The following is a 15,890-nucleotide window of genomic DNA, read 5'->3' on the forward strand; positions in this document are numbered from 1 at the left end:
AGGGGCGAGGCGTGTGGCAGCAAGTGTCATGTAAAGGCTCCGTGATCGGCGGTAAATGCTTTGCTTTGGATAACGCCGATACACGGGCGCAATCGCTGTATACGGAAATATATAGCGATACGCCGCCTAGTGGCGAGGGAATAAATCCGCTCGCCGCATAAATTCAGTGGCGGTTGAGTTTGGCCAGTGCTCCCTCGGCCAGTTGCCGGGTCAGCTCAGCGCTGCCGATATCCTTGCCCAGCGTCAACGCCTGACCGGCCCAGAGGTTGGCGAAGTCGGCGTCATCCTTGGCCCGCAGCGGCATCAGCGCACCGCCGGCCAAGGGGAAGGCCGGCGCCTGCGCTGACATCGGGCCGAGTTCACGCATCGCCCGATTGACAATGCCTCGTGCCGGACGTCCGGTAAAAATGTTGGTGATCGCGGTCTGGCTTTCCTTGGCGATGCGCAGGGCCTTGTGGTGTGAGGCGCTGACTTTGGCTTCCGGCGTGAACAGGTACGCCGTGCCGACTTGCACCGCCGAGGCGCCGAGCATCAACGCCGCTGCAACACCCCGCGCATCGCTGATCGCGCCCGCCGCGATCACCGGCACTTTCACCGCGTCGACCACCTGCGGCACCAGGGCGAAGGTGCCGACCTGGGTGCTCAGATCATCGCTGAGAAACATCCCGCGATGGCCACCGGCCTCATAACCCATGGCGATGATCGCATCGCAGCCGTGTTGCTCCAGCCAGATCGCTTCTTCGACTGTGGTGGCAGACGAAAGGATTTTCGCCCCGGTTGCCTTGACCCGATCAAGCAGATTTTTCTCCGGCAGCCCGAAATGAAAACTCACCACTTCGGGACGGAATTCTTCGAGCACGGCACACGCGGCCTCGTCGAACGGAGCACGGTTGGAAACCGGCGTCGGCGCGTCGAAATCGGCACCCAGTTCGCGGAAGTAAGGTTCGAGCAGATTTTTCCAGTCACGGGCCCGCTGTTCATCAGGCGCCGGTGGCTGGTGGCAGAAGAAATTGACGTTGAACGGCTTGGTGGTGTGCTGGCGAATCGTCTTCAGTTCTTCGCGCAGTTGCTCGCTGCTCAGCATCGCTGCCGGCATTGAACCGAGGCCGCCAGCATTGCACACGGCAATCACCATCGAAGAGTTGGTCGCCCCGGCCATCGGGCCCTGGATGATCGGCAGTTCGATCCCGAGAAGATCAAGGATGCGGGTGTCTAGCCACTGGCTCATAAAGCAATTCTCCGAACGATGAAACGGGCAGGGACGGCACGCGGTTTTTAACAGCAAAACCGGATGCGGGGCCAGTCTGAAATTCTGAACATTACGTGCAGTTTTTCAGCGTCGGTGCAATCCGCCGCCACCGCCAAACGAACGGTTCATCATTTGTGAAGAATGGTTGAAGTTGTGCGTGCGCTGATTGCCGAGACTGCGTGCGGCGGATTCGCGGTTGAGATTCTGCAATTGCGCATTGTTGTTCGCGGGTCTGGTCCGGTTGGCACCGCTGCCGGCCACGGACTGCCAGCCGTTGTCGGTTTTCTTGTAAACGTTGCCGTCGCGCCCGGCATAAACGTTGTCGCCGACCCGCGCAGCGCCGCCGTCGCGGCCATGAATGCCACCGTATTGCGTGGTGTTGCCGGTATTGGGGTTGTAAACGGCGCCGCGATTGGCACTGACGTGAGTGCCGCTGCGGACGTTGCCAGCGCTAACCCGTCCTCCGGCGATGGCGCCGCCGTTCGGGCCGACTGCCACGCCGCTGCGCCCGGCAGCGTAGTTGCCGGTGTAGGCGTTGTGCACCGCGCCACGTTGCCCGGCGGCGGCAATGCCGGTACGCGAGTTGTACGAGGCGCCAACCTGGCCGGCCCAGCGATTGCCGGTCCAGGCGTTGTAACCGGCGCCATAACGGCTGACCGTCGCGCGATCACCCCACTGATGATAAAGATTGCCGGTGGTTCCGGCCCAGCCACCCGGACCCCAGGCCACCGCGCCGCCGCGATAACCGTAGGCTGCGCCACCCCAGGCCAGCGGCGCCGGGTACAGACGCGGACCCCACGCATAGCCCCAGCCGTAATTTCCCCACCACGGATAGGCGCCCCAGCCCCAGCCCATGGCGACGGTGTTGCCGCCCCAGCTCCAGCCGAATCCGAAGCCGAAGGTCCAGCCAGTCCACGGCGTGTAACGAATCGCGACGCCGAAACCATAGGTCACCGGCGGCCCGTACCAGACGCTACCGACCCACGGCGTATACGGATAACCGGTGCCGTACACCACAACGCCAGTCGCCGGATCCAGCGTCGAGCCTTGATAGCCCGGCGTGTAGCCGACCACCACGGTATCGCCGCTGGATTCGTAAACCTTCACGTACGTGAGGTAGTGCATCGGCGAGCTGGGCGGAATCGAATAAATCACCGCTGGCACTGAAGTTGCCACGCTCCACGGCCCGTTCAGCGAGGTGGCGCTGAACCAGATGCCGTTCTCCACCGCCCACCAACTGTCGTTGCCGACTCGAATAATCGGTGTAGCGCTGTTGATCACGTATTGCAGCGGCGTATTGCTGATCGCTTTGAGCTGCGGCTCACCGTCAAATTGCGGTGTCGTCATCTTCACCGCGCTCTTGTTGATCGCCGACGTCTGCGGGATGGTCGCCGCAATGGCCGCCTCCTGCGCCTGTGGCGTGCCGGCTACCGAGGCCTTGACGTTCTCTTTGGCGCTGTCGTCAGGAATATTGGCAAAGTCGGCCGGCAGTTTGTCTGCCGGGACAAAGGTCCATGGCCCGCTCATGTCGCTGGCGCGGAACCAGCGCCCGGAGATCAGCACGTAACTGTTCTGGTCGCCGATTTCCTTGAAAATGTGCCCGGTGGTGTTGCTCACGTACAACAGGCTGGTGCCCTGAATCGGTTGCCATTGCGCGGCGCCGTCGGTCACCAACAGTTCCGTTGGCGTGGTGGCGAGGAAGATTTTCGGCTGCGGCGGCTTGGCCAGGCTGGGAATCTTGTCCTTCGGATCGCTTTGCCCGGTGAGCAGGTCCACCTGGCGGCTCTTGATCGCCGCCTGTTTGGCTTTTTCCAGACTGGCCGGCGATGCGGCGAGGCGCGTGTAATCGCCGGCCAATTGATCGGCAACCATCCAGCCGTCGAATACGTGCAGGTAATGTCTGCCTTGGGCATCCTTGAGCAGCAGTGGGCGCGTGTTGATCACCCGTTGCAGCTCCGTTCCTTCCACCGGCCGATAAGCCGCCTCGCCGTCGATGTATACGAGAATTGCCGGGCTGTCCGAGCTGATAATGGTCGGCGGCGTGTTTTCCAGCGGTGCACCGTCGGCTTTCTGTTCGGCGTTGAGCACGCCAACCGCCGCTTCCAGTTGATCGAGGGAGATGGTTTTCTTGCGGCTCTCGGCATCTTTTTTCAGGATGGCGAGCCACGTGTCGGCCTGTTTCGCGTCGGCGGGGAAATCCGCCTTGATGATCTGGTACTGATCGAGCGCGACCCAGCGAGTGGCCTTGTCGACGAGGGTGTGAGCGCTGAACTGGACGATGCCGTAGGTGGACTTGCCATCGGCAGCCGTGGCTTCGACCGCCGCGCGGGCACTGAGCGTATAGCCGTCCCAGCTGTCGAGCTGCGGCTGATACACCGTCAGCTTGCTCTTGGCGCTGCTGATCACCTGCGGCCATGTCGGCTCGCTTGGCGCCGCGTTCGGCTTTGCCGCCGGTGCGGCTGCCCAGGCATTGCCAAGTGTCAGCAGACATAACATCAGCAGCGAGGGTAAAGCGCTCAGGAAAGGCATCGTCAGCTCCATCGACACACCGGTTTGCAAGGCGCAACCGGGAAAACACAACCGTCGAAAAAGCATAGCCGCCTGCCGGGGATTTACCCGGCTGATCGAGCCGTTAGCGCAAAGTCGAGTGTGGCAATGTGTTGCGATGTGCTATTTCAAGGCATGCTTTTTTCAAATCATCTTCGAGGGGCCGTCATGTTCAATGCCATTCTGATCGACAAAGATGACAGCGGTTATCGAGCCAATCTGCAGCAAATCGATGAGCAGCAACTGCCCGAAGGCAATGTCAGCGTGAACGTCGCGTACAGCACCCTGAATTTCAAGGACGGCCTGGCGATTACCGGCAGCAGCCCGGTGGTACGCAAGTTTCCCATGGTGCCGGGGATCGATCTGGCGGGGACTGTCGAGTTCAGTTCGCATGCGGATTTCAAGGCGGGCGATCGGGTGCTGCTCAACGGTTGGGGCGTCGGTGAAAACCACTGGGGCGGACTGGCGCAAAAGGCTCGGCTCAACGGTGACTGGCTGATTCCACTGCCCGAAGCTTTCACCCCGGCGCAAGCCATGGCCATCGGCACCGCCGGCTACACGGCGATGCTGTGCATTCTGGCGCTGGAGCGCCATGGCGTAACGCCGGATCAGGGCGAAGTGTTGGTCACTGGCGCCAACGGCGGGGTCGGCAGCTTTGCCATCGCCTTGCTCAGCAAGTTGGGATACCGCGTGGTGGCATCCACCGGCCGCGTGTCCGAGCATGAATATCTGGAGCAATTGGGCGCTGCCGAAATCATCGATCGCGCCACCTTGTCCGAACCGGGCAAGCCATTGGCGAAGGAGCGTTGGGCGGCGGTGGTCGATTCGGTCGGCAGCCATACATTGGCCAACGCTTGCGCCAGCACGCGTTCGGAAGGCGTGGTTGCGGCATGCGGGTTGGCGCAAGGCATGGATTTCCCGGCCTCGGTAGCGCCGTTCATTCTGCGCGGCGTGACGCTGGCTGGAATCAACAGCGTGACCCAGCCCAAAGCACGCCGTATCGAGGCCTGGGACCGGCTGGCCAAGGATCTGGATATCTCATTGCTGCAATTGATCAGTCACGAAATCAGTTTGAGCGAAGCCCTTGAGACTGCGCCCAAACTGCTCGCCGGGAAACTGCGGGGCAGGGTGGTGGTCGACGTCAATCGTTGAGTTCGCGCTCAAGCAGTTGGCGTTTGCGCTCGACGCCCCAGCGGTAGCCGGAAAGGTTGCCATCGCTGCGTACCACGCGGTGGCAGGGAATCGCCACCGCCAGGCGGTTGGCCCCGCAAGCCTGGGCCACCGCACGCATCGAAGTCGGCGCGCCGATGCGTTGCGCGATCTCGGCGTAACTGGCGGTGCTGCCTGCGGGGATCTCGCGCAGCGCCTGCCAGACGCGCTCCTGAAACGCCGTGCCGCGTATATCCAGCGGCAAGTTCAGGCTTTTCGCCGGTGCTTCGACAAAGCCGACGACGCTGGCGATCACCTGTTCAAATTCGTGGTCGGCGCCGATCAGGTTGGCGTTGCGAAACTGATCCTGCAGGTTGCAGACCAGTTGATGCGGATCGTCGCCGAGCAGAATCGCGCAGATCCCACGTTCGCTTTGCGCCACCAGAATTGCCCCAAGCGAGCATTGGCCAACGGCAAAGCGAATGTCGTTGTTCTGCCCGGCAGCGCGATAGTCGGTGGGTTTCATGCCCAGCAGTTGATCGGCTGATTCGTAGAAACGGCTGTTGGAATTGAATCCGGCGTCATACAGCGCGTCGGTCACCGAGCCGCCGTCGGCCAGGCGCGCACGCAGCTTGCGTGAACGATGCGCCATGGCGTAAGCCTTGGGCGTCAGGCCGGTCGCAGCTTTGAATACTCGATGGAAATGAAAAGGGCTGAGGCCCGCGCTGGCGGCGAGGCTGTCGAGCGCGGGCAATGTCTCGCACGCTTCGATTTGCCGGCAGGCCGCTGCGATGATCGCCGCGTGCTGCGCGTCATTCTGGTCCTTGCTGGCGCGTTTGCTTGCCCGGTATCCCGCTGCTTCGGCCATTTCGGCTGTTTCGAAAAATATGACGTTCTGCGGTTTCGGCAAACGCGCAAGGCTGCTCGGTCGGCAATAAACGCCGGTGGTTTTTACTGCGTAGACAAACTGCCCGTCCGCACGCGGATCGCGCGCCACCACGGCGGCCCAGCGTGGATCGTCTTCAGTTCTGATCGTCTTCGAAAGCGTGTCCATGAGAGGGAATCCGTTGACCTGTTTGAGTCAGGTTAACCAGCATCGTAACCCGCGACACTCCGCGGCTTGCGGTCAAACTTACTGATCGCCAGCGACGCGGAAGGTGATGTTGATGCGCCGGTCGCCCAACAGCGGGTGATGGCCGGGTTTGATTGGCAGCACGCCGTGATAGCGCAGACGGTCCACGCCGCCCCAGACCACCATGTCGCCATGCAAGAGCGGAATGCGCTGGCTTTTGTCGCTGCGTTCGAAGCCGCCAAACAGAAACATCGCCGGCAAACCCAGCGACAACGAAACGATGGGCGCGGCATAGCCCTTTTCGTCCTTGTCCTGATGCAGCGACATCTTGGCGCCGGGGACGTATTGGTTGATCAGGCAGGAGTCGGCATGAAAATCCATGAAGCCGGCGCGTTCCGCCGCCTCGTGCGCCAGATCGGCAAACACCGCCGGCATCGACGGCCACGGCAAGCCGCTGAGTGGATCGACGCTGGAATAGCGGTAACCGCTGCGATCGGTAATCCAGCCCAGCTGCCCGCAGCTGCTGGTGCCAACCGACATGCTGAAGCCGCCGGGGGTAACCATGTGGCGCAGCGGGGCGGCGGCGAGAATGGCTTCGAGCTCGTTCAGCAGTTGCTCGACCCGTGACAAGGCAAAACCGCGCAGCACCCACGATTGCTCGCCGATCTGCTCGGCGCGTGGTTGCTGCACGGGTTCGTTGTCGGCGAACAGGTCGAACGTGGTTGGGTGCATGGTGTTGGTTACAGCGCTTTGCTGACTTTGATCTCACTGAGTTCTTCGTCAGCGTGCATTTTCTTCAGCGCCGCTTTCGCTTCCTCGTCAGTGCCGGTTTCCAGTTCGGCGAACTCGAAACGCTGTTCACCGTCCAGTTTGTACTTGATCACGTATTTGGTTTTTTGCGCCACGGTCATGTTTCCCTTTCAGAATAGGCTGCGCGTCTCAGCTCAGTTTAGTGCTGGAACGACGGATGATCTTGATCGAATGGGTCAGCGTCGGCTTGCGCGTGACGCTGATTGCGCGGCGGTTGACGGTGTCGATGGTGATGTTCCAGAAGCCGGTGCTCGGCGCGGTGATACGCGCCGGAAACGTGTCGAACGCGCCGCCGTGGTAGGTGTGACGGCCGCCGTTTTTGAAGCTGCGGAAGTTGGCGTCGTTCATCAAACGGATGTTGCACATCTGCGAGCATTGAATGACGACGATGTCGTCTTCGTTGAGGTGCTCGCGCTGGTGAATGAATTTCATGGCGCCTCCAGAAGGGCTTTTTCTACTAAATCAAAACGATAGCTTGTCGATGGGCGCAGTTTATCAGCCCGCACGGGTTATTATCTGGCCGTCGGGCGTTGCTTTGACAAATTTTGAACAGAACTTCGCCACGGCAGGCGGGTTAAATGCACAAGGCCCCGGAGAAAAGCGGCATTTGTGCTGTCGGACGGTCTTTAACGGAGGATTTATATGAAGTGGGGTGTGGTGTGTGTGCCGTTGATTCTGGCGATGGCCGGTTGTGCAAATGTTTCCGAAATCAATGAAACACTGCCAACCATGAGCGTGATCTCCGGCAAAAAACCCCAGGAGTATGCGCAGTGTCTGACCGACAAGCTCGCTGACAGTCGTGGTGCGTTGCAAGTCCAGCCGCAGAAGGACGGTGTACGAGTCATCGTTCCCGGCAAACTTTCGTCAGGCCCGGCAGCCGTGTTTGATATCGAGGATCGCGCCGGCGGCAGCAGCATCAAGCTGCATGAGCGCATGTCCAACGTGCCGGTTCGCCCTCGCGATGTACAGAAAGCCGCGAACGCCTGTATTTCCGGCTGATAGACTAGCGAACATCAGCACCCGATGCCGTCACAGTCCTGCTGTGGCGGCATTGTCATTTATGGAGTCGCGATGAAGCGAGAGCATGTGCGGGAGCGCCACGCAGAGGGCCTTATCTCTGCCACCCATGTCATCCAGAACCCGGCGAATCCCGGTGAATGGATCGTGTTTTTCAAGAAGAGTGCAGGTCGCAGCTATTTTTTGGTGGATGACAATGACGAAGTCGAGTCCTTCAATCGCCTCGACGATCTGATCGAGGTCGTCCGTGGCCTCGGGATCAAGTTCGCCGAAATCCACATGTAAGGCTTACTTGCAGACGACCACGACGTTGCGGGTCTTGTAATTGCCAACGTCAACGCCCAGGGTTTTGTCATCTTCCTTGGGCGCCGGCGTGCCATCGGTCCCGACGATGCGATAACCGGTGCCAGCGCAGGAGGCATCGGCCTTTTCGTAGCACATGGCCCAGGAGTTGGCTTCGCCGGAACAGTCGATGCTCAGACCCTGTTCGCCATTGTTCAGATAGGTGGGCTGCGAAGTGGCACAGCCGCTCAATACCAATACCGCGAGAAGCGGCTGCAGTTTGTTCAGGTTCATGGTTGCGTGATCTTCAAGTGGGGGACTGGTTGCTCTGACAGCGCCGCGATGAAAAGGTTATAGCGATTGGCCACTTGTTTGCCAACAAGGCACAAAAAAGCCCTGCGTTCTGGCAGGGCTTGGCGCAAGTGCTGGCAGGATCAGTCTTGATCTTTACCACGGCGCTTGGAAGAAGCAGGTGTATCGGTGAACACCGAGGCTACATCCGTCGCCATCTGCTCGCTGTCGAAAGGCCCGGCGATATGTTCGCCGTTGGTGGTGGTCAGCGTCCACTTGCCGTCTTTCTTGTCGATCACATACCCGTTGATGATTTTTACCGCAGCCATCTGGTCATTCTCGTTCGCTGGTTCAAAGACGCCATGATAGCGGCAAATGCTCGCATTGGGGGCTGATAAGCGTATGGTGATCCTGTTTGCCCGAATCTTGAGCTACGCTGATTCCGCCGCTGAAATACCCGGATGGAACTATCCGCGCGAATATTTCTCTATGTTGGCATCGGTTAGCCAGCGCGGGGCATTGTAAGGCGCACGCCGCCTGATTAGACTGCCTCGAAACTCGTACACACAGCCTTTTCAAGGACTTATATGATCAAGAAATGCTTGTTTCCAGCAGCCGGTTACGGCACTCGCTTCCTCCCAGCGACCAAAGCCATGCCTAAAGAAATGCTGCCGGTGGTAAACAAGCCACTGATCCAGTACGGCGTTGAAGAAGCACTGGACGCGGGCCTGACTGAGATTTCCATCGTCACTGGCCGTGGCAAGCGTGCTCTGGAAGACCACTTCGACATCAGTTACGAGCTGGAAAACCAGATCAAGGGCACCGACAAGGAAAAGTACCTGGTTGGCATCCGCAAGCTGTTGGACGAGTGCTCGTTCTCCTACACCCGTCAGACCGAAATGAAAGGTCTGGGCCACGCGATCCTGACTGGCCGCCCGCTGATCGGTGACGAACCGTTCGCCGTGGTCCTGGCGGACGACCTGTGCGTCAACATCGATGGCGACGGCGTGCTGACCCAGATGGTCAAGCTGTACAAGCAGTTCCGCTGCTCGATCGTCGCTATCCAGGAAGTCGATCCGCAGGAAACCAACAAGTACGGCGTAATCGCTGGCGAAATGATCCGCGATGACATCTACCGCGTACACAGCATGGTCGAGAAGCCTAAGCCGGAAGACGCGCCGTCGAACCTGGCGATCATCGGTCGCTACATCCTGACCCCGGACATCTTCGACCTGATCGAACAGACCGAGCCAGGCAAGGGCGGTGAAATCCAGATCACCGACGCCCTGATGAAGCAGGCCCAGAACGGCTGCGTGATGGCCTACAAGTTCAAGGGCAAGCGTTTCGACTGCGGTGGCGCTGAAGGCTACATCGACGCGACCAACTTTTGCTTCGAAAACTTCTACAAGACTGGCAAAGCTTACTGATAGCGTTTGCCTCGTCTGCAAAAGAAAGCCACCTCCGGGTGGCTTTTTCATTTTCCGCCCTTATATGGATGGCAGTGCTTGCCCAATGGATGACTGCGGGTATGCTGATGGCCTGCCGAGGAGATAGAAATGGCCTACGATTTTGACCTTTATGTGATTGGTGCCGGTTCCGGCGGTGTGCGAGCTGCGCGGTTTGCCGCAGGCTTCGGGGCGAAAGTGGCGGTGGCCGAGAGCCGTTACCTGGGTGGCACCTGTGTCAACGTCGGTTGCGTGCCGAAAAAGCTGCTGGTCTACGGCGCGCACTTTGCCGAGGACTTCGAGCAGGCGTCCGGTTTCGGCTGGAACCTGGGCGAGGCCAACTTCGACTGGGCTACGCTGATCGCCAACAAGGATCGCGAGATCAATCGCCTTAACGGCATTTATCGCAATCTGCTGGTCAACAGCGGCGTGACCCTGCACGAGGCGCACGCGAAAATCGTCGGGCCGCACGAGGTCGAAGTCAACGGCGAACGCTACACCGCCAAGAATATCCTGATCGCGACTGGCGGCTGGCCGCAGATTCCCGAAATTCCGGGGCACGAGCACGCGATCGGTTCGAACGAGGCGTTCTTCCTCAAAGAGCTGCCCAAGCGTGTGCTGGTGGTTGGCGGCGGTTATATCGCGGTCGAGTTCGCCGGGATTTTCCATGGCCTCGGCGCCAACACCACGCTGCTGTATCGCGGCGATTTGTTCCTGCGTGGTTTCGATGGGTCGGTGCGCAAGCACCTGCAAGAAGAATTGACCAAGCGCGGCCTCGACCTGCAATTCAATGCCGACATCGCACGCATCGACAAGCAGGCCGACGGTAGCTTGAAGGCGACGCTCAAGGATGGTCGCGTGCTCGAAGCCGATTGCGTGTTCTACGCCACCGGTCGGCGTCCGATGCTCGACAATCTGGGCTTGGAAAACACCGATGTTCAGCTCGACGACAAGGGCTTTATCAAAGTCGACGACCAGTATCAAACCACCGAGCCGTCGATTCTGGCGCTGGGCGACGTCATTGGTCGCGTGCAGCTGACACCGGTTGCGCTCGCCGAAGGCATGGCCGTGGCGCGGCGTCTGTTCAAGCCGGAGCAATACCGCCCGGTGGACTACAAGATGATCCCGACCGCCGTGTTCAGCCTGCCGAACATCGGCACAGTCGGTTTGAGCGAAGAAGAAGCGCGTGAATGTGGTCACGAAGTGGTGATTTTCGAAAGCCGCTTCCGCCCGATGAAGCTGACCCTGACTGACTGCCAAGAGAAAACCCTGATGAAGCTGGTGGTCGACGCCAAGACCGACAAGGTGCTTGGCTGTCACATGGTCGGCCCGGACGCTGGCGAGATCGTGCAAGGTCTGGCGATCGCCTTGAAGGCCGGCGCGACCAAGCGCGACTTCGACGACACCATCGGGGTGCACCCGACGGCTGCCGAAGAGTTTGTGACCATGCGCACGCCGGTCAGCGCTTAAGCGTCCTCCGCTTTGGCTGAGTCTGGCGCTGCCGCAACGGTAGCCGCCAGACGCTGGCTCTCTTCCAGGCTCGCCTGAGCCTTGAGCAACTCCTTTTCCAATGACTGATTGAGCTGCGTCTGTTCGTCGACGCTCTGCTTGAGCGCCTGGCTTTCCAGCGTCGCGACGCGCAGACGTTCCTGGAGGAGGGTGCGCTCGCTATCCGTGCGCGTCGCCTGCTCGAGCAATTGATCCTGCCGCTGATTGCTCTGCTTGAGCTGATCCTGCAACAAGTTCAGCTCGCGCTGGGTGCCACGGTTCTCGGTGAGCAGGCGTTCGTTGTCGCGGTGCAACTGTGTGATCTCATCCTGACGCACCAGCGCGCTCTGCTGGGCTTGGCGTAGCTCGGCCTGGATCTGCTGGATTTGCCCTTCGTGGCGGGCCTGTTCCTGCTCGCGCTGTTCCTTGGTGGCGTTACGGTAATGCTCCAGCGCATCGCGGGCGTGCAGGTGTTTTTCTTCCAGTGAGCGGATCTGCTCGTCCTTGTCCTGCAAGCGCAATTCAAAATCGGCCAGTGCCTGGTTGAGACCGGCGTTGCGCGTCTGTTCGGTTTGCAGCATCGAGCGGGTGTTACTCAGCGCCTCGGATTCGCGTTGCAGTGCGGCGCCTTGAATGTCGTGATCGTGCTCGAGTTTTTCCAGCGCCTGGCGAACCTGTTTCAGCTCGGTCTCCAGTGCTTCGCGTTGCTCTTCGAACTGTTCGCGGGCTTGCTCGATAGGCTCCTGCGCCTGTTCTTTCAGGCGCTGGGCGAGGCGAGAGACGAGGGCGGTCAGCTCATCATCGATCGGTTCTGCTGACGTTTCTGCTGGTTGTGCGCCATCATCCAGTTCTTTCAGATAGCGATGGATCGTGGTTTTCGAGCCGGTGTTGCCCATTTCGATGCGTACTGCATCGATGCTTGGGTGTTCGCCGCGAGCCAGGATCGCTGTGCGCGCGATTTGCACCAGTGCTTTGGTAATGCCGCCACGGGCCATGTGAACTCCTACGGTTACGTACTGTGGTACATGCCACTAAAGTACGCAGTGTACCATGCTGAAAATATAGGTAAACATTTGAAATAAAACAGGCGGGATATACTGGTATTACCCAATGTCAGGCGGCAAAATGCGCCTCTGCATGCCTGAACCGTACGCCAGCGAGAAAACTGCACATGAGCGACATCGATCGATACCTGCAAGCCGCCACCCGGGACAACACCCGCCGCAGCTATCGCATGGCCATCGAGCACTTCGAGGTGACGTGGGGCGGATTTCTCCCGGCTACTGCCGACAGCGTTGCGCGCTATCTGGTGGAGCACGCCGGGGTTCTGTCGATCAACACCCTCAAATTGCGCCTGTCGGCGCTGGCGCAGTGGCACAACAGTCAGGGCTTTGCCGATCCGACGAAGGCGCCAGTGGTGCGCAAGGTGTTCAAGGGCATTCGCGCATTGCATCCGGCGCAGGAAAAACAGGCTGAGCCGTTGCAACTGCAGGATCTGCAACGAGTGATCGATTGCTTGGAGCAGGAGGCGCAAACCGCCCGCCAGGATCAGGACCGCCCGACCTTGCTCAAGGCTTATCGGGATCGCGCGCTGATTCTGCTGGGCTTCTGGCGTGGCTTTCGCAGTGACGAGTTGTGCCGCCTGCAGATCGAGCATGTGCAGGCGAGCGCTGGCAAGGGCATCACTTTGTATCTGCCGCGCAGCAAGGGCGACCGGGAAAACCTCGGGCAGACCTACCAGGCCCCGGCGCTGCTCAAGCTGTGCCCAGTGCAGGCCTATATCGATTGGATTACAGAGGCTGCGCTGGTTCGCGGCGCGGTGTTCCGCAGCATTGATCGGTGGGGCAATCTGAGCGAGGAGGGCCTGCACGCCAACAGCATCATTCCGCTGCTGCGCCAGGCGTTGCAGCGCGCCGGGATTGCCGCCGCCAACTACACCAGCCATTCACTGCGGCGTGGCTTTGCCACATGGGCGCATCAAAGCGGCTGGGATCTAAAATCACTGATGAGTTACGTTGGCTGGAAGGACATGAAATCCGCCATGCGCTATGTTGAGGTAAGCCCATTCCAGGGAATGGCTCGGATTATGGATAAGCCGGATCAAGCGTAGAGATCGTTTTCTTCTATTAATACAGTCAGCTAATAGCGAAAACAAATCAGCAGCATCAGGTTTGCCAATGAGCCTTCCGTCGAGTGAGTGGGTAGGATTCACCCATCAACTTCATAACCCCTGACGGAGAGTCATCGATGCCTATCATCAACAGCCAAGTAAAACCGTTCAAAGCTACCGCGTTCAAAAACGGCGACTTCGTTCAAGTCTCGGATGCTGACTTGAAAGGCAAGTGGTCCGTAGTGTTCTTCTACCCAGCCGACTTCACTTTCGTTTGCCCAACCGAGCTGGAAGACCTGGCCGACAACTACGCTGAGTTCAAGAAGCTGGGCGTGGAAATCTACAGCGTTTCGACCGACACCCACTTTGCTCACGCTGCCTGGCACAACACTTCGCCAGCCATCGGCAAAATCGAATACACCATGATCGGCGACCCGACCCACGTCATCTCGCGCAACTTCGACGTGCTGATCGAAGAAGCTGGTCTGGCTGACCGTGGTACCTTCGTGATCAACCCTGAAGGCCAGATCAAAATCGTTGAACTGAACGATGGCGGCGTTGGCCGTGACGCTTCCGAGCTGCTGCGCAAGATCAAGGCTGCTCAGTACGTCGCTGCACACCCAGGCGAAGTTTGCCCGGCCAAGTGGAAAGAAGGCGAGGCCACTCTGGCTCCGTCGCTGGACCTGGTCGGCAAGATCTAAGTCTGTGACATGCAACGCAGGGCGGCACGCCGCACCTTCTTAAGTTAGCTGCACCGCCCAATAAAAATGCCCGGGCGAGATTCGCTCGGGCTTTTTTTCGCCTCAAATAAAGGAAATCGCCCGTATGTTGGACGCCAATCTTAAAGCCCAGTTGAAATCGTACCTGGAACGGGTCACCCAACCGATCGAGATCGTTGCATCCCTCGACGACGGTGCGAAATCCCGTGAAATGCTGGACCTGCTGAAAGACGTTGCCAGTCTTTCGAGTCAAATTACTCTGATCGACAGCGGTGACGATGCCCGCAAGCCATCGTTCTCGATCAATCGCCCTGGAGCCGACATCAGCCTGCGTTTCGCCGGCATTCCAATGGGCCACGAATTCACCTCGCTGGTGCTGGCCCTGCTGCAAGTCGGTGGCCACCCGTCGAAGGCCAGCGTTGAAGTCATCGAGCAGATTCGCTCGCTCAAAGGCAAGTTCAGCTTCGAGACTTACTTCTCGCTGTCTTGCCAGAACTGCCCGGACGTCGTCCAGGCGCTGAACCTGATGGCCGTGCTCAACCCGAACATCCGCCATGTCGCCATCGACGGCGCGCTGTTCCAGGACGAAGTCAACGATCGCAAGATCATGGCCGTGCCGAGCATTTACCTCAACGGCGAGAACTTCGGCCAGGGCCGCATGGGCCTGGAGGAAATCCTCGCCAAACTCGACACTGGCGCGATTGAGCGTCAGGCCGAGAAAATCAGCGCCAAGGAAGCCTTTGACGTGCTGGTTGTTGGTGGCGGCCCCGCTGGTGCTTCGGCGGCCATTTATGCTGCGCGTAAAGGCATCCGCACCGGTGTCGCGGCTGAGCGCTTTGGCGGTCAGGTGCTCGACACCATGGCCATCGAGAACTTCATTTCCGTGCAGGAAACCGAAGGGCCGAAACTGGCCACGGCGCTGGAAGAACACGTCAAGCAGTACGACGTCGACATCATGAACCTGCAACGCGCCGACAAGCTGATCCCGGGCAAGAACGGTGAGCTGCATGAAGTCCACTTCGCCAGCGGTGCAACGCTGAAAGCCAAGAGCGTGATCCTGGCGACCGGCGCACGCTGGCGCGAAATGAACGTTCCGGGCGAGCAGGAATACCGCAACAAGGGCGTGGCTTACTGCCCGCACTGCGACGGCCCGCTGTTCAAAGGCAAGCGCGTGGCGGTGATCGGCGGCGGTAACTCCGGCGTTGAAGCAGCCATCGATCTGGCGGGTATCGTGTCGCACGTAACGCTGCTGGAATTCGACGTGCAACTGCGTGCCGATGCCGTGCTGCAACGCAAGCTGAACAGCCTGCCGAACGTCACGGTGATCACCAGTGCGCAAACCACTGAAGTCACCGGCAATGGCGAGAAGGTCAACGGCCTGCGTTACAAGGATCGCACCACAGATGAGCTGCGTACGGTTGAGCTGGAAGGCATCTTCGTACAGATCGGTCTGCTGCCGAACACCGATTGGCTGAAGGGCACCATCGAGCTGTCGCCGCGTGGCGAGATCATTGTCGACAACCGTGGCGAGACTTCGATCTCGGGGATCTTTGCAGCGGGCGACGTGACGACTGTGCCGTACAAGCAGATCGTGATCGCAGTGGGCGAGGGCGCCAAGGCTTCGCTGAGTGCGTTCGATCACTTGATCCGGACTTCGGCCCCGGCGTAACTGCCAGGTCGAAAACGAAAAAACCCATGAGCGATCATGGGT

17 protein-coding genes are annotated in these 15,890 nt (G+C 59.7%); 8 read left to right on the forward strand and 9 right to left on the reverse strand.

The features are described from left to right. Positions 1-163: 163 nt before the first annotated feature. On the reverse strand, positions 164-1,228 hold the full coding sequence (locus D8U82_RS02310; RefSeq protein WP_130901582.1) for a nitronate monooxygenase family protein: 1,065 nt from the start codon (positions 1,226-1,228) through the stop codon (positions 164-166). 105 nt (positions 1,229-1,333) lie between these two features. Further along, positions 1,334-3,778, reverse strand: coding sequence for an autotransporter (locus D8U82_RS02315; RefSeq protein WP_130901583.1), 2,445 nt, complete (start codon positions 3,776-3,778; stop codon positions 1,334-1,336). A 186-nt stretch (positions 3,779-3,964) separates the two neighbouring features. Between D8U82_RS02315 and D8U82_RS02320 the strand changes: the two genes are divergently transcribed. Continuing rightward, on the forward strand, positions 3,965-4,948 hold the full coding sequence (locus D8U82_RS02320) for an MDR family oxidoreductase (RefSeq protein WP_130901584.1): 984 nt from the start codon (positions 3,965-3,967) through the stop codon (positions 4,946-4,948). Here the strand turns inward: D8U82_RS02320 and ada are convergent. The 4 genes from ada to D8U82_RS02335 form a co-directional block, all read right to left on the reverse strand. After that, on the reverse strand, positions 4,938-5,999 hold the full coding sequence (gene ada / locus D8U82_RS02325; RefSeq protein ID WP_130901585.1) for a bifunctional DNA-binding transcriptional regulator/O6-methylguanine-DNA methyltransferase Ada: 1,062 nt from the start codon (positions 5,997-5,999) through the stop codon (positions 4,938-4,940). The two genes, D8U82_RS02320 and ada, sit on opposite strands and share 11 nt — an antisense overlap. Positions 6,000-6,077: 78 nt before the next feature. Further along, entirely contained in the window at positions 6,078-6,749 is a 672-nt protein-coding gene (gene alkB, locus D8U82_RS02330) for a DNA oxidative demethylase AlkB (RefSeq protein ID WP_130901586.1), read from the reverse strand. Positions 6,750-6,757: 8 nt separating this feature from the next. Next, positions 6,758-6,928: a hypothetical protein gene (locus tag D8U82_RS28000; protein ID WP_024013125.1), complete on the reverse strand. Its 171-nt coding sequence runs from the start codon at positions 6,926-6,928 to the stop codon at positions 6,758-6,760. A 28-nt stretch (positions 6,929-6,956) separates the two neighbouring features. Continuing rightward, positions 6,957-7,259: a DUF1883 domain-containing protein gene (locus D8U82_RS02335; RefSeq protein ID WP_007912251.1), complete on the reverse strand. Its 303-nt coding sequence runs from the start codon at positions 7,257-7,259 to the stop codon at positions 6,957-6,959. 210 nt (positions 7,260-7,469) lie between these two features. Between D8U82_RS02335 and D8U82_RS02340 the strand changes: the two genes are divergently transcribed. Both D8U82_RS02340 and D8U82_RS02345 read left to right on the forward strand, forming a co-directional pair. After that, on the forward strand, positions 7,470-7,826 hold the full coding sequence (locus tag D8U82_RS02340) for a hypothetical protein (RefSeq protein WP_016774925.1): 357 nt from the start codon (positions 7,470-7,472) through the stop codon (positions 7,824-7,826). A 72-nt stretch (positions 7,827-7,898) separates the two neighbouring features. Next, positions 7,899-8,129: a hypothetical protein gene (locus tag D8U82_RS02345; RefSeq protein WP_016774924.1), complete on the forward strand. Its 231-nt coding sequence runs from the start codon at positions 7,899-7,901 to the stop codon at positions 8,127-8,129. A gap of 3 nt (positions 8,130-8,132) precedes the next feature. Here D8U82_RS02345 and D8U82_RS02350 read toward each other — a convergent pair whose 3' ends face one another. Together D8U82_RS02350 and D8U82_RS02355 are read right to left on the reverse strand one after the other, a co-directional pair. Further along, positions 8,133-8,420: a hypothetical protein gene (locus tag D8U82_RS02350; RefSeq protein WP_071172599.1), complete on the reverse strand. Its 288-nt coding sequence runs from the start codon at positions 8,418-8,420 to the stop codon at positions 8,133-8,135. 140 nt (positions 8,421-8,560) lie between these two features. Beyond that, positions 8,561-8,746, reverse strand: a complete 186-nt coding sequence (locus tag D8U82_RS02355) for a hypothetical protein (RefSeq protein WP_016774922.1) — start codon at positions 8,744-8,746, stop codon at positions 8,561-8,563. Positions 8,747-9,004: 258 nt separating this feature from the next. On the opposite strand from D8U82_RS02355, the gene galU reads away from it, so the two are divergent. Both galU and gorA read left to right on the forward strand, forming a co-directional pair. Then, positions 9,005-9,844 carry a UTP--glucose-1-phosphate uridylyltransferase GalU gene (gene galU, locus D8U82_RS02360; protein ID WP_024013124.1) on the forward strand — a complete coding sequence of 280 codons (840 nt, stop codon included), beginning with the start codon at positions 9,005-9,007 and terminating at the stop codon, positions 9,842-9,844. 129 nt (positions 9,845-9,973) lie between these two features. Then, entirely contained in the window at positions 9,974-11,332 is a 1,359-nt protein-coding gene (gene gorA, locus D8U82_RS02365; RefSeq protein ID WP_122506793.1) for a glutathione-disulfide reductase, read from the forward strand. On the opposite strand, the gene D8U82_RS02370 is transcribed toward gorA, so the two are convergent. Further along, positions 11,329-12,345, reverse strand: coding sequence for a DNA-binding protein (locus tag D8U82_RS02370; protein WP_130901587.1), 1,017 nt, complete (start codon positions 12,343-12,345; stop codon positions 11,329-11,331). The two genes, gorA and D8U82_RS02370, sit on opposite strands and share 4 nt — an antisense overlap. Before the next feature lie 176 nt (positions 12,346-12,521). Between D8U82_RS02370 and D8U82_RS02375 the strand changes: the two genes are divergently transcribed. From D8U82_RS02375 to ahpF, 3 genes are all read left to right on the forward strand, one after another. Next, a complete protein-coding gene (locus D8U82_RS02375; protein ID WP_130901588.1) occupies positions 12,522-13,460 on the forward strand; it encodes a site-specific integrase in 939 nt (312 codons plus the stop codon). A gap of 137 nt (positions 13,461-13,597) precedes the next feature. After that, a complete protein-coding gene (gene ahpC, locus D8U82_RS02380) occupies positions 13,598-14,161 on the forward strand; it encodes an alkyl hydroperoxide reductase subunit C (protein WP_016774916.1) in 564 nt (187 codons plus the stop codon). 124 nt (positions 14,162-14,285) lie between these two features. After that, positions 14,286-15,848: an alkyl hydroperoxide reductase subunit F gene (gene ahpF / locus D8U82_RS02385; RefSeq protein WP_130901589.1), complete on the forward strand. Its 1,563-nt coding sequence runs from the start codon at positions 14,286-14,288 to the stop codon at positions 15,846-15,848. The last annotated feature ends 42 nt before the right edge of the window (positions 15,849-15,890 follow it).

It is taken from the genome of Pseudomonas sp. Sample_23, assembly GCF_004307595.1.
Classification (GTDB): Bacteria; Pseudomonadota; Gammaproteobacteria; order Pseudomonadales; family Pseudomonadaceae; genus Aquipseudomonas; species Aquipseudomonas atacamensis.